At 64.9% G+C, this 15,654-nt stretch carries 1 pseudogene; it reads right to left on the bottom strand.

The window, feature by feature from the left end:
• Positions 1–8: 8 nt before the first annotated feature.
• Positions 9–15,586 (bottom strand): annotated as a pseudogene (locus B7D75_RS29555) (two-partner secretion domain-containing protein).
• Positions 15,587–15,654: the final 68 nt, after the last annotated feature.

Below are 15,654 nucleotides of genomic sequence, written 5' to 3'. Positions count from 1 at the left end.
ACCACCTATTATTTCGGATGAAAATTAAGGACAGTTCCTGTTCTTTCATCCAGATAAACTCTAAAGGTGATACCTTCAGCCGTACTATCATAATAACGATCACCACTAGCTACCGCTTTTACATAACCACTGGCAGCAGCTTGCTGCCCGAGATCTAGAACCTTCTGATCAGAAATAACTTTAGGATCATATACAGTCTTAGTAAAAGGCTGCGCTTTATAGCCAATTACGTTCCCAGCACGATCATATGCAGGAATCTGATATTCAATCGTCGTAATCCCCTTAACCGAGCCAGGAGTTTCACTAAGTACCTTCACCCCATTACTGGATGCCGCCTGAGAGAAAGCATCTAGGTTATGAGTACCGCTAATCCCACTCTTCTGCGTCAGGCCATCAAAATTGCTGAGGTGATTCTTGATGTTGGGATTGAAGCTCATCCCTTCCGGGAAATTAGCAGTTCCTTTTGGCCCCCCACCCAGCCGACCCAAATCCCCCGCTGCCCCGAGCTGCGAACTCATACTACCGGAAACCGGTGACTCCGCAATCGCGTTGACCAGGTTCTTGGCTGCTGTTGGCAGCTTGGCGGTTATCTGCGCGCCACCTTTTACTGCCGTCAGAACGCCAACAAGTTCCGCAGCGAACCTACCGCCCTCGACACCAGCTGTGACCGAACCTTGCCAGCCGGCATCCTCGTATGCCTGGGTCAAGAATGCGGCGCGCTCCTCCAGCCCCTTCAGGTAGTTATCGCCAAATTGCTGCCGGAACTCTGGCGAAGTGGCCAACTGCTCCAGAGCTGCATAGGTTTCCCTCCAGTTCTTGACCAGCTCATAAACACCCACTGCGGTTTCAGCTGTCGAAAGACCGATGCCTCCTCCAACACCTACGACGATACCGACATCCTGCTGGGCCGAAATAATTGCCCATTTGGCTTCTATTCCGGTTTTGCAGAGCGGTTTGTCCTTGCAGCCATCGACCTCCTGCCGCTTCTTCTCCTCCTGCCAATGACTGAGGTAGTTGTGTTGGGTGGCATTCCCCGCCACCCAGGCCCCCGTCTGCAAGCTCTTGGCGTCCGCATCGCCCTGCGTCGAAGCCGCCAGCATGCCGATCAACTGCGAACTCATGGTCAGCAGGCCCTTCTTGTCATCGATGGGCAGGCTGGCGTATTGCTTGGCGAGGCTATCCACCAGCGCCTCGTTGACTCCCGCAGCCAGGGCTCCGGTACGGAAATCGCCACCTACCGCTTCGGCGGCCAGACCTCCCATCAGGGCGTGCAAGCCGATCTTGCCGAGGCTGCCGTCGTCCAGCACGCCATGGGTGGTGTCGCCAATCAGCTTGAAGCCGTAGGCCGCAAAGGCATTTGCCAGGCTGTTTTGCAACGCATCGCCCAGGCTGCCCTTGCCGCCCAGCGCCCGGTCCAACAGCACCGAAGTACCATTCTGCAGCAACTGGTTCGAGGTGAACTGGCCCACGCCTTGCCAGGTGCCCAACCCTGCGGCGGGCGCCACGGCCCCGGTGTTCGGTAGAGCGGTCGAGGTGCCGGTCTGGGTCGAGGTCCATTTGTCGTAGACGCCGGCAGTCAGCCCCGCAGTTGTGCCAGCGACTACATAGCCCCTCAGCGCATCGCTGGAGGTCACGTCCTTGACGACATCCCCCAGGTTTCCCCGGTTGTTGATGGTGCTGATCGCTCCATTGCTGGCCATGCCGCTGAGCGCTGCGGTACCTGCCGCGTTCAACCAGCCCGCCGAAGTCGTAGCGGTAGCGGCTGCGGTCGCGCCTGCCATGGAGGTTCCGGCCCCGGCCGTTGCAATCGCCCCGCTGGCTGCGCCCGCCGTGAAGTAAGTCACGACGATCGCTATCGCCAACTGCGCGCCGACGCCCAGCCCGGAGTTGCTGTACTTCCAGCTGTCATGCAGTTCCTGCACGCGCCGCCAATCCACATCGCCACGCTGCTCCATCTCCTTCAGCCACGCCAGTTGCGGATCCGCCTGCACCATCGCGTCGATGGTCTGGCTCACGGTCTTCTGGTCGATATGCTTGAGGTCGATCTTCAGCCCTTCCACGGCCTTGATCGCCAGGTTGCCCTGGGCCACGATCTGGGTCTGGCGTACGGTTTCGTCGGTCTGGCCCTTGCCCTTCGATGACTGCCACGCCAAGTCGCCCTTGCTCTTCTCGTGGCTCTCCTGGTGCAGGTCCTTCACTGCCTCGAAGGTCACCGCGCCGCCGCTGACGATGGCCAGGTCGTTGCCCGATTCCAGCTTCGCGCCCTGGTAGGTCTGGTCGCCGCCGCTGAGCAGGGTGAGGTCACCGCCGCTGGATATTTGGCTGCCCACTGCCGTCACATCGGTGATTTCGTCGCGCCGGGTCTTCTTGCTACCGAAGCTGCCTTTGCTCTTCTTGTCATAGAGGTAGTAACTGCTGTCGTTGGCGGCCAGCAGCTCCAGCTTGTCGCCAGCCACCAGGTAGGCTTCGTCGCCGGCGCTGGCCTGGCTCGCGACCAGCCGCAGGTCCTGTCCGGCATTGATCGCCAGGTCGCCGCCAGCGTCCACGCGAGTGGCCTGCTGGGTGATCTTGTCGTCCTGGAAAGTGACCTTCTTGGTCTTGCCATAGGCATGCTCTTCGTTGGCAGCCGCGACCAGGCCCACATCGCGACCCGCCTCGAATGTCACGTCGCGACGAGCGTCGATGCGGCTGCCCACGACGCTGATATCGCGTCCGGCGCTGACGCTGATGTCGCGTCCCGCCACGACCTCGGCGCCCATCTGGGTCGTCTGGGTCTGGTATGCCTGGCTTCCTGCCGTCCAGCCCCGCTCCGCTACCGCAGCCGAAACCAGGACATCCCTGCCGCCTTGCAAGGCGAGGTCGCCCTTGCTGTCGATGACAGCGCCAATATTGGCTACATCGCGTCCTGCCGAAACGGTCAGCTTCTGCGCAGCCTCGATACGCGCGGCGCTATCGGCAAATGCCTCAGTGGTACCGGTTCCCCTGTAGGAGGACTGGTGCTGGGTCACCGTCCGTTCATTGATGACGTCTCCGGTAAGGGCGGAGAGGCTTACCTCGCGCCCGGCAATGATGCCGCCCTGGTCATTGCGGATGGAGCCGCTGGCCAGCAGGTCGAGGCGGTTGCCGGCCTCGATCAGGCCGCTGTTGTCGATGTTGCCGGCTGTCGCGCTGAGGTCGTTCTGCGCGCGCAGGGTGCCGGCGTTCCTCAGGTCCCCGCCGGTGATCAGGTTCACGTCGCGCCCCTGGATCAGCGCGCCGTTCGGGCCCAACCGCCCCTCGGCCTGGGCCAGGTAGACCACGGGGGCGAGGACCTTTTCGCCATTCACCTCGACTTCTTCCAGCCACACGATGTCGTGGGTCAGCGCCGCCACCTGGGCGGCGCTGAGGGTGACGCCAGGGGTCAGTCCCAATACGTCCTTGCTGGCGATGGCGTTGTCCATCAGATAGCGGAACATCGCTTCGTCGCTGTTCAATCCGGCGATGAAGCGCTGCCCCGTACGCTGGACGATCGCTTCGCGTACCAGGCGCTGCTCGTATAGACCGTCGCCCAGGCGCTTCTTGCTGTCATCCGGATTGATACCCAGGCCTCCGAGCAGGTAGTCCGAGTTGAGGAACTGCTTCAGCTCGGTGAGCGCCGGGTTGGTCTCGATCAGATACTTGTGGCTGTTGCTCGGTGTGGCATTGCTGGGCACGCCCTCAACGCGCGCAACCGACGGCAGGGTTTGCAGCGCTGGCTGCCCAACCGGAGATTCGGCAAGAAGGGGACTCCATTTCTCGAAGCGAGGATGGCTGTCCGCCCGAACAGCCGAAGGCAAGGCCTGAACCACCGGCTGCGCGTCCTGCCAATTGGCGAGAATATTTCCATTCCCAGCGTGACCGGGCGCTACGCCTTGTACGCGATCAGCCGCGGGAGAGCTCGAGAACGAAGGTAGATCACCGCGCAGACCGGCGAGGATGATGCCGTTGCTGTGACCCGATGCATTGCCCTCGACGAGTCCACCCAGTCCCGTGGTCGCCTGGTTCTCACCGGTCTGGAAACGGCCAGTGTTTCCCCCCCCGCCCGAGATTGGCGCGGAAGCCCGTAGCGCATCGATAGCCTCAGCTACCCGGCCTTGATAGGCGGAACCGGTAAGCGAGGTGACCCGTTCATCGCCGACACGACGCGCCTGGGTACTCCAGCCACTTACGCCACTGCCTGTCTGTGCGGATACAGATACGCCATGGCCGCTCTGGGTGAGATCGCTGGCGGATTTCAGAGCACCACTTGCCTGGTTCACCTGGGCTCCTTGGGACGCCAGGCGGAAGAGCCCATTCTGGCCTTGAGGCAGGCTGAAGCCCGGCAAGGTGAGAGGATTGATCTGTTGCCTTGCCAAGTCTGGTGGCAGTTGACTGTTCAAGTTGACAATAGTAGATGAGGTATTAGCCGACACTTGTGTATTCAAGGCTATCCCTAGCTCGGACGATACCGGCAGTCCTTCTCGAACGACGCTATTATTTATCTCTTGGCTAGCCGTGATACTGACCTTTCCCGCCGCCTGCACAACGGCATCAGTCACACCTTTCTGTGCACCATCCGAAACAGTAAGAACATCAAAGTAATTGACATTCCTTATTGCATCAGGAAGTGGCACCCTTACACCTTCTGTATATTTCGCCTCAGGAAATATTCCATAAAAATTACTAGGTGTAATAAAGGTCCAGTAATCTTGCCAACCAATCAACACATGGGTTTCTCGGTTAGCCGTCCCTCCCATTTTCCAACCAGTATAGGCAATCGACTCATTCCAGTTCTCATCCCAATAATGTATGGATCCACCACTGACGGTATTTGGAGCCCCGCCTCTTCTGGAAGGAAGATATTGCGAATCATTCGAAGCATTATATTCCATTACCGAGCGCCAAAAACTCAGAATACTTTTGTCTTCGCGCAGCCAAGGGTGTTCGAAGGATCTCCTTACCGAGTACTTTCCTAATGTAGCGCCCTGATTGGTAAATTTGTCTACACGCACATCGATGTCTTTCGAAGCCGTTACATAGGATGCCGAATTGAGAAAATCTGAGCCCAGCACATAGAGACTCCCTCCTGCAGAAATACTTGCGGATGGAGCATCAGCCTTCAGACTCGACTCGTAATTCTCCAGCAAGACCATGTGGCCGTTACCAGGCGACGTTCTCCGCATCCCGATTGCACTGGAAACAAGCTCAGATGACACCTCAAAAAATTCTTTCTTATTTACGATATTGCTGGCAGAAATCCTGGTATCTCCAGAGCTTTCTATATTCGCCGAGATATTTTCCAGGCTGGCGGCACGGTTGCCGGCATCATCGCGGGCGATATCCAGCCTGCCGAGGCTGTACACATCCGCGTAGAGGTTGGTGATGTCGCGGGCGCGCAGGCTCATGTCGGCGCCGCTGAACAGCAGCCCGCGCTCGTTGCGCAGAGAGGTCGCGTTGAGCCGCAGGCGGCCGCCGCCGCCCAGGGTGCCGTAGTTGTTCAGGCTCGCGGCGCTGGCCACGAGGTCGCCGGCGGCGGTGATCCGCCCACGGTTGACCAGCAGGTTGCCGGCGCCGAGCGTGACATTGGCGCCGCCGGCGAGGCTGGCGGCGGTGCCGAGGTCGAGGCTGGCGGCGTTCAGGACGAAGTCGCCGAGGCTGGTGGCGCGGCCGTTGCCACGGTAGCCGCCGCTCAGGTCGAGGCGCAAGCTGCCGTCGCTGGCCAGCAGGCCGTCGTTGCTCCAGTCGCCGCCGCGGCCGGTGAAGGACTGCACGGCCAGCAGCTTGCCCTCGGCGGTCTGGCGGAAGGTGCCGATGTCCAGGTTCAGGCGTCCGGCCTGCAGCACGCTGCTGTTGGTCCATTCGCTGGCGCGGATGTCCAGCAGGCCATTGGTGGTCAGCTCGCCGCCGGCGCGGATCACCTGCCCGGAATCCAGGCCGAAGGTGCCGTTGCCGGTGTGCAGGATGCGCCCGTCGGCGTTGGCCAGGCTGCCCAGTTGCAGGTCGAGGTCCTGGTTGGCGCTTTCCAGCGCGCCGTAGGCATTGTTCAGCTCGCCAGCGACCAGCCGCGTGCTGCCGCTGCGGCCGAGGGCGCGCAGGCTGCCGTCACTGTTGTCGATCGAGGCGGCGCGCAGGAGCAGGTCGCCTTCGCTTTCCAGCTGGCCGAAGCGGTTGGCCAGCGCGCCGGCCAGGCTGAAGTCGACGCGCCCGGCGCCGACCTTGCCGCCCTGGCCCGCCGCCGCGCCCTGGTTGAGGAAGCGCTGGCCGCTGACACTGAGCAGGCCGCTGGCGTAGAGGCCGCCGCCCTGGTTGTCGAAGTCGGCGGTGATGATGCGGTTGTCGCCGGCCAGCGCCGAGAGATGGCCCTTCTGGTTGCGCACGCCTTGCTGGGCCTGGATCTCCAGCGACTGCGCCTGGGTGATGCCGGCGCTGTTGTCGAACAGCCCGGTGACCAGCTTCAGCCAGCCCTTGGCGCTGTTGAGCACGCCGCCGGCGCCGTTGTCGAGGCTGGCGCTCTGCAGGTCGAGGTTGCCGGCCCGGCTGTCCAGACGGCCGTCCCGGTTGTCCAGCGCGGCGTCGAGGCGCAGGCGGTTGTCGCCCTGGGCCTGGAGGGTGCCCTGGCGGTTGTCCAGGCTGCCGGCCTGCACGTCGAGGGCGCCGGCCTGGCTGAAGACCAGGCCGTCCTGCTGGTTGCGCAGGGTGCCCTGGCCCAGGCGCAGGGTCATGTCGGCCTGGCTGGCGAGGGTGCCGGAGGCGCTGTTGTCCAGGCCCTGGGCGAAGAGTTCCAGCAGCCCCTGGCTGACCAGCTTGCCGCCGCGGTTGTCGACGCTGGCGCTGCGCAGCAGCAGGTCGCCGCCGCTGGCCAAGCGCGCGCCGCCGGTATTGACCAGGGCGCCGCCGAGGAGCGCCTCGAGCCAGCCCTGGCTGATCAGCTGGCCGCCGCTGTTGTCCAGGCTGGCGCCCGTGAGCAGCAGGCTGCCGCCGTTGACCTGGCCGCCGGCGTTATTCAGCACCGCGCTGGCGCGGTCGAAGGTCAGCGCGCGCTGCGCCGAGATCAGCCCGCCCTGGCCGTTGTCCAGCTTCCCGGCGATGCTCAGGGTCACGTCGCTTTCGCCGGAGACGATGCCGCCGGCGTTGGCCAGGCGGGCGGCGGCGATCCGCTGCGCCCCCTTGCTGACCAGGGCGCCTTGGCCGTGGTTGTCCAGCGCGCCGGCGAGGCTGACCGCCAGCTCACCGTTCTTGCTCGACAGGGTGCCGCCGGCGCTGTTGTCCAGGCTGCCGCCCTCGACCGCCAGGCCTTCCCAGCCGGAGAACAGGCCGTCACCGGCATTGCCCAGCTGGTCGGCGACCAGGCGCAGCTTCCCGGCGCTGATGATGCGGCCCTTCTGGCCGTTGTCGATGCGACTGGCCAGCAGCTCGAAGCCCTGCTGGCTGGAAATCTCGCCGCCCTGGCGGTTGTCGAGGACGTTCAGCCGCTCGATGCTCAGCGGGCCACGGGCGCTGATCAGGCCGCCCTGGTTGTCCAGGTCGCCGCCCTGCAGGTCGAGACGGACGCCGCGCTCGCCGATCAGCCGGCCCTGGCGTTGCAGCAGGCGCTCGACGGTCAGGCGCAGGTCGCCCCTGGCGGAGATTTCGCCGCCGTCGGCGGAATCGACGCGCCCTGCCGTCAGTTCCAGTTCGCCGTCGCTGGTGAGCAAGCCGCCGCGGTTGTCCAGGTTGCCGGCGCCCAGCGTCAGCGACTGCTTGCCACTGAGGGCGCCGCCACGGTTGTCGAGGTCGGCGCTGCTGACATCGAGGGCGCCCTGGCTGACCAGTTGACCACCCTGGGCGTTGTTCAGCGCGCCAGTGGCGACGCTCAGGCCGGCGTTGCCGGAGAGCAGACCCTTGCCGCTGTTGTCCAGCGAGGCGCTGGCGAGCGTCAGGCGGGCGCCGGAAACGGTGCCTTCGGCGTGGTTGTCCAGCGCGCCGGCGACGCGCAGGTCGATGCCGGCGCGGCTGGCCAGGGTGCCCCTGGCGCTGTTATCCAAACTGCCGGCCTCAATGTCCAGCCCGGTGGCGCCGGAGATCACCCCGGCCAGGCTGTTGTCCAGGGCCTGGGCGATGCGCAGGGTCAGGCTGGCGGCGCCGATCAGGCGCCCGCCGCGGTTGTCCAGGCTGGCGGCGGCGAGGGTGAAGGCGCGGTCGCTGGAGATTTCCCCGCCCGCGCCGTTGTCCACCGCGCCGAGCTGGCGCAGCAGCAGCGCGCCGGGCGTGGCGATCAGGCCGCCGTCGCGGTTGACCAGCGCGCCGCCATTGAGGTCGAGGGTGACGCCGGTTTCGCTGACCAGTGCGCCACCTGCGCGCTGGTCGAGGCCTTTCAGGTTGGCGTCGAGCAGGCCCTTGGCGCTGATCCGGCCCTGCTGGCCGTTGTCCAGCCGGGCGGCCGCCAGGGTGATGCCGGCGTTGCTGCCGATGGTGCCCTTCTGGCTGTTGTCCAGCGCACCGGTGCGGATATCCACCGCGCCCTTGGCGCTGATCACCCCGGCGCGGCTGTTGTCGAGGCTGGCTCCGTCCAGCGCCACGCCGGCGTCGCTGAGCAGCTTGCCGCCCTGGTTGTTCAGCGCGCCCCGGCTGCTCAGCGTGAGCGGGCCGGCGCTGGAGAAGGTGCCGCCACGGTTGTCGAGGCTGGCGGATCGCGCCGTCAGCGCGCCTTCGCTGACCAGCGCGCCCCCCTGGTTGTCCAGCGCGCCGTCCAGGCTCACGCCCAGGCCTTTCTGGCTGTCGAGCCGCCCGCCGTCGCCGTTGAACAGTTCGCCGCCGTCCAGGCTCAGGCCATCGCGCCCGGCCAGCACCCCCTTGGCCTGGTTCAGCAGGCGCTGCACGGTGAGGCGCAGGCCGCCGTCGCCGATGACCTTGCCGGCGCGGTTGTCCAGTTGCTCGCGGACGTTCACGGCGACCTTCGCGGTGCTGGAAATCTCGCCGGCGCGGTTGTCGACCTGTCGCGCCTCGATAGCGATGCCGCCGTTCGCGGCGATCAGCCCGGACTGGCTGTTGTCGAGCACGTCGGCGCGAAGGTCCAGGCTCCCCTGGCTGACCAGCTCGCCGCCTTGCTGGAGCAGCGTACCGACCGCCGCCTCCAGCACGCCTCTGGCGGCGATACGGCCTTGGTTGCCGTTGCTCACCTGGTCGGCTACAAGCTCCAGGCGGCCTTCACTCACCAGGCTGCCTTGTTCGGCGTTGTCCAGGCTGGTCACGCTGATACGAGCATCACCCTTGCTGCCGATGGTTCCCGCACGGTTGTCCAAGACCTGAGACTCGATGGCCAGTCCGTCGGTCGCCAGGACCTGCCCCTTGAGACTGTTGTCCAGTGTCTTGGCGATGCGCAGGGTCAAAGCTTCGCTGCTGATCAGCCGCCCGCCCTGATTGTTCAGTGTGTTGGCGGCGAGGGTGAAAGCACGGTCGCTGGATATCTCTCCGCCGATGCTGTTGTCCACCATGCCGAGTTGGCGCAGCAGGAGCGCGCCAGGCGTTGAAACCAGACCGAGGTCGTGGTTGTCCAGGGTGCCACCGTTGAGATCGAGGGTGACACCGCGCTCGCCGACCAGCGAGCCTCCCCCCTGCTGAAGCAACCCTTTCAGGTTGGCGTCGAGCGTACCCTTGGTGCTGATCCGTCCTTCCCGGCCGTTGTCGACCAACCCGGCGACCAGGGTGACGCCCGTATTGCCGCCAATGGATCCCTTCTGACTGTTGTTCAGGGCTCCGGTACGAATGGCCACAGCCCCTTTCGCACTGACCAGGCCCGCACGGCTGTTGTCGAAGCCAGTGCTGTTCAGGGTGGCTCCAGCATCGGTCACCAACCTGCCACCCTGGTTGTTCAACTCGCCCCGGCTGGTAACGAGCAGGCTACCCGCACTGGAGAAAGTCCCCGCCTGGTTATTGACCTGGCCGGCCTTCACTGTCAGCGACCCTTCGCTGACCAGTGCACCGCTCCCCTGGTTGTCCAATGCACCACTGAGCGTTACATCCACCAGGCGTTGGCTGCTGAGCAGGCCGCCATCGCCATTGAGCAGTTCCGCGCCGTCCAGGTGCAATCCATCGCGACTGGCGAGCACACCCTTGGCCTGGTTCAGCAGGCGCTGCACGGTTAGGCTCAGCTCACTGTCGCCGATCACCTTGCCCCCCCGGTTGTCCAATTGTTCCCGGACAGCCAGAGCCACCTTGGCCACGCTGGATATTTCCCCACCGCGGTTATCGATCTGGCGTGCCTCGGCGGTGACCCCGCCATCGGCGCTCACCAGGCCGCCATTGCGGTTATCCAGGCTATCGGCGTCGAGAGTCAGCGTCCCCTGACTGGCCAGTTCTCCACCCTGCTGCTCCAGGGTGCCAACCGTGACCTGCAGATCGCCCTTCGCGGCAATGCGCCCCTTGGCGCTGCTCACCTGCTTGGCGGTCAGATCCAGGGCGCCTTCGCTGACCACGCGGCCTGCCTCGTTCTCCAGGCGGTTCACCCCGATGCGTGTATCGCCCTTGCTACCAACGATGCCGCTATGGTTGTCGAAGACGAGTGCAGCGACATCCAGCCCTCCGCTTGCGGAAAGAACGCCTTGGAGGCTGTTGTCCAGTGCTTGGGCGATGCGCAGGGTCAGGGAGTCGCCGCTGATCACGCGGCCACCCCGGTTGCTCAGCGCGGTCGCGGCGAGGGTAAAGCTTCGATCGCTGGAGATCTCGCCACCGCCACTGTTGTCCACGACACCCAGTTGCCGCAGCAGCAAGGTTCCAGGCGTGGCGATCAGGCCCTGAGCACGGTTGACCAGTTCTCCCCGCGCAGATCGAGTGCGATGGCCGTATCGCTGACCAGCCTGCCGCTGCCCTGCTGATCCAGCCCCTTCAGGTTGGCAACGATCGCCCCCTTGGCAGTGATCCGGCCGTTCTGGCTGTTGTCCACCAGGTCCGCGACCAGCGCGAGCCCGGCACCGCTGCCTATGCCGCCCTTCTGGCTATTGTCGAGGCTGCCAGTACGGATCTCCGCGGCCCCCTTGGCGCTGACGATGCCGCCCTGGCTGTTGTCGAGGCTGACGCTATGCAGGACGGCACCAGCGTCGGTGACCACCCTGCCCCCCTGGTTGTTCAACGCACCCTGGCTGGAAAGCGACAAGGTCCCGGCGCTGGAGACTGCACCGCCCTGGTTGTCCAGCCGACCGCTCTTCACGCTCAGGCGTCCCTGGCTGCTCAAGCTGCCCGCCTGATTGCCCAATACGCCGTCCAGAATGACGTCGATGCTTTGCTGGCTGCTGAGCAGGCCGCCGTTGCCATTGAACAGTTCGGCGCCATTCAGGCGCAGCCCATCACGACTGGCGAGTACCCCGCCGTCCTGGTTGAGTACCCGTGGCGCGACGAGGCGAAGTCCGCTATCGCCGATGGCCTTGCCGCCTCGGTTGTCCAACTGCTCGGCGACGTCCAGTGTCACCTGGCCCGGGCTGGCGATTTCGCCCGCACGGTTGTCGATCCTCCGGGCGGAAACGGTCAGGTTGCCATCAGCACTGACCAGACCGCCGCTGCGGTTGTCGAGGCTATCGGCCTCGAGCATCAGCGCACCCTCGCTGCTCAATTCGCCACCCGCCTGGTTAAAGGCTGTCACGCTGGCGTGCAGGTCACCCCTGGCCGCGATCCGTCCCCTGACACTGTTCGCTCGCTCGGCAGTCAGTTTCAGACGACCTTCGCTAAGCAGGTCGCCGTCATCGTTTTCCAAACGGGACACGTCGATATCGACGGCGCCCTTGCTGCCGATGGAGCCACTGCGGTTGTCCAGGGCAAGCGCCCGGATATCCAGGCCTCCGGTGCCGGAGAGAACACCTTCGAGGCTGTTGTCCAGAGCCTGGGCGATGCGCAACGTCAGTACACCGCCGCTGCGCAGGCGGCCGCCCTGGTTGATCAGCGCGGAGGTGGTGAGTGTGAAGGCTCGGTCGCTGGAAATTTCCCCGCCGCTGTTGTCCACCATGCCGAGTTGGCGCAGGAGCAAGGTTCCAGGCGTGGCGATCAGGCCCTGAGCGCCATTGGCCAGGGTTCCCTCGTTCAGGTCGAGTATGATGCCGGCATTACTGACCAGCCGCCCTTTGCCCTGCTGATCGAGTCCCTTGATAGTTGCGTCGATCATGCCTTTGGCAGTGATCCGGCCTTCCTGGCTGTTATCCACCTCAGTAGCAATCAGGCCGAGCCCGTCATTGCTGCCAAGATTGCCTTTCTGGCTGTTGTTCAGAACCCCGGTATGGATCTCCGCCGCAGCGTTGGCACTGATGATCCCTGATCGGCTGTTGTCCAGGCTGGCGCTGGTCAGGCGCAGGCTGGAGTCCGTCACCAACTTGCCGCCACGGTTGTCCACCGCCTCCTGGCTGCTCAGTCTCAGCGCACCGGCGCTGGACAGCGTGGCGTCCTGGTTGTGTATGCGCCCGGCGCTCACCGTCAGGGTGCCGTCGCTGAGCAGCGCGCCCTTGCCCTGATTGTCCAGCACGCCGTCCAGAGTGACCTCTATATGTCTCTGACTGCTGAGCAGTCCGGCATTGCCATTGAACAATTCGGTACCACTCAGGCGCAGCCCATCGCGGCTGGCGAGTACCCCCTTGTCCTGGTTGAGCATGCGTGGCGTGGTGATGCCCAGGCCATTGTCAGCAACGACTTTGCCGCCACGGTTGTCCAGTTGCTCAGTGAGGTTCAGCGCCGCTACGCCCTGGCTGGCAATCTCGCCGGCACGGTTGTCCACCTGCCGGGCATCGATGACCACACCTCGGTTGCCGGCGATGCGACCAGCGCCGTTGTCGACTTTGTCGGCGTCGAGGGCCAGCGCGCCCTGAGTCGTCAGCTCTCCCCCGTTCTGCACCAGCGCACCGAGTTTGGCACGCAGATCATCCTTGGCGACGATACGCCCCTTGGAATTGTTCGCCTCATCGGCTACCAGCTTCAGGCCGCGTTCGGCGATCAGCGTGCCAGCGTCGTTTTCCAGGCGGTTCACACCGATATCGATGGCGCCCTTGCTGCCGATGGAGCCACTACGGTTGTCCAGGACGAATGCCTGGATATCCAGACCTCCGGCACCGGAGACAATCCCCTCGAGGCTGTTGTCCAGGGCCTGCGCGATACGCAAGGTCAGGGCTCCGCCGCTGAGCAGGCGTCCCCCCTGGTTGTTCAACGCGGAGGTGGCAAGAATGAACGCGCGGTCGCTGGAGATTTCCCCACCGCTGTTGTCCACCACGCCGAGTTGGCGCAGGAGCAAGGTGCCAGGCGTGGCGATCAGGCCTTGAGCGCGATTGACCAGGCTTCCCTTGTTCAGATCGAGCGTGATGCCGGTATCGCTGACCAGGTTGCCCCTGTCATGCTGGTCCAACCCTTGGAGAGCCGCATCGATCGCACCCTTGGCAGCGATCCGGCCCGCCTGGCTGTTGTCTACCCGAGCGGCGACCAGGGTGAGTCCCGCATCGCTGCCGATACGGGCTTTCCGGCTGTTGTTCAGGTTGCCGGTACGAATCTCCACGGCCCCCTTGCCACTGATCGCACCGGCCTGGCTGTTGTCGAGGCTGGCGCTGCTCAAGCTAAGTCCGGCGTCGCTCGCCAGTCTGCCGCCCTGATTGTTCAGGGCGCCCTGGCTGGTAATTGCCAATACCCCTGCACTGGAAAGCGTACCGCCCTGGTTGTCGAGCCGGGATGACTTCACCGTCAGGAAGCCCCGGCTGTCCAGGCTGCCGGCCTGGTTATCGAACGCACCGGCCAGGGAGACATCGATACCCTTCTGGCTGGACAGCAGGCCCCCCGCACCGTTGAATAACTCCGTAGCACTCAGGCGCAGCCCATCGCGGCTGGTGAGCACTCCGTTGTCCTGGTTGAGCATGCGTGGCGTTGTGATGTCCAAGCCACTGTCACCGACGATCTTGCCACCGCGGTTGTCCAACTGTTCGCGAGCGCTCGCCACCACCCTCGAGGTGCTGGAGATATCGCCCGCTCGGTTGTCGATCAACCGAGAGCTCAAGTCGAGATCCTGGCCGGCGACGATGCGACCGCTGCGATTATCGAGCCGATCCGCCTTCAGGAGCGTACGGCGCTCGCTGACCAGCTTGCCGCCCGCACTGTTGTCCAGACGAGCGACCTCGATGTCCATGTCTCCCTTGCTGGAAAGGAGACCGGCACTGCGATTGTCCAGTGCGGCAGCCTGGACCTGCAGCTCGTTCAGACCGACGACCTGGCCGGCCTGGTTGTTCAGCTCGCTGGCGAGAGTGATCCGGGTCCTGTCCCGGCTCTGCAACAGCCCGCCCCGGCGGTTGTCCAGGTTCGCCGCCGCGACCCGCAGTTCGCCCTCGGCGAGCAGCTTGCCGCCACGGTTGTCCAGGTCTCCGGCGGCCACCCGGGTGGTCGCGCCCTTCAAGCTGCCGCCCTGATTGTCCAGCGCCTGGCTGGCCCTGACCTCCAGCGTGCGGCTGGCTACCAGGCTGCCGGCGTTGCGCAGGGTGCCGCTGCGCAGCTCGAGGTCGCCGCGGGCGTTGCGCCGGTTGTCCGGATCGACGCCGGCCTCGATCACCCCGGTATTGTCGATATGCGCGGCGTCCAGCGCGATGCGCTCGCGCGCCGCCAGGCTCTGCCGGTTGACCAGCTCCTCCGCGCCGCGGATCTCGGCGCTACCGCCGGCGTAGGTCTTGCCGTTCAGTTCCACGGCCTGAGCCGCGATCTTCAGGTCGCCCTGGCTGGAGGCCTGGGCCAGGCTCAGCCTGCCGCTGGCGTCGATGCGGATGTCGCCGCCGCTGGCGGCCATGTCGCCGGCCAGCTTCACCCCCACGCCCTGCTCGGTGCCGACCAGGCGGATCGCCCCGGCGTACATCCCGCCCAGCGCCGAGCTGTCGATCGCCAGTCGCGGCTTTTCGCTGCCGTCGGCGGCGCGCGGAGTGGCCTGCAGGCTGTCGGCCTGGACGTCGTTGCGGCCGGTGACGATGTTCAGGTTCTTCGCGTAGAGCTTGGCGTTGAGCGTGGCGCTGCGGGTGATCAGGTCGAACTGTTCGAGGTTGCTGACGTTCAGTTCGGCGCCTTCGATGGCGATGTCGCCGCCGTCCACCTGGAAGCGCTCCAGGCGCTGGCCGTCCATGATCGGCTTGCCGGTGGTGAGGGTGGCGCGCGGCGTGTTGATGAAGCCGCAGCCCTGGCAGGTGATGCCGTGCGGGTTGGCGACGATCACCCGCGCCGACTGCCCGGCCACCTCGGTGTAGCCGGCCAGGGTGCTGCGGTTGCCGCCGGTGACCTGGTTGAGGATCACCTGCGCCGCCTGGCCCTGCAGGTTCGGGTTGCCGAGGATGATCCCGCCGAGCTGGGTGCCCTGGGTCTTGCCGGTGGCGTTGTTGAGGATCAGCCCGTTGGCGCCGACGTTGTAGTCGCGGAAATGGTTGTTCGACAGCCCGGCGCCATTGGGCGTGGCGATGTTGACGATGGGCACGCCGTTGCCCGCCTGGCCGAGGCTGGTATTGCCGCCGGCCGCCGCGTCCACCGCCAACTGCGCCGCCGCCGCGACGATCGGGTCGAGGAACAGGATGCCGGCCAGGGTCAGGGCGATGCACTGGTTCAGGGGGCTGCGGATGTCCATATCGTCACTCCTTGGCGGGTAGGGGCCCGGCGAGGTTAAGCAAGGTTGTCCAGGGAAAGGGCCTCGAT

Source organism: Pseudomonas paraeruginosa (genome assembly GCF_003025345.2).
GTDB classification, from domain to species: domain Bacteria; phylum Pseudomonadota; class Gammaproteobacteria; order Pseudomonadales; family Pseudomonadaceae; genus Pseudomonas; species Pseudomonas paraeruginosa.
Note: the sequence above shows the minus strand (reverse complement) of the source record. Positions and strands in the feature narration are given on the sequence as shown.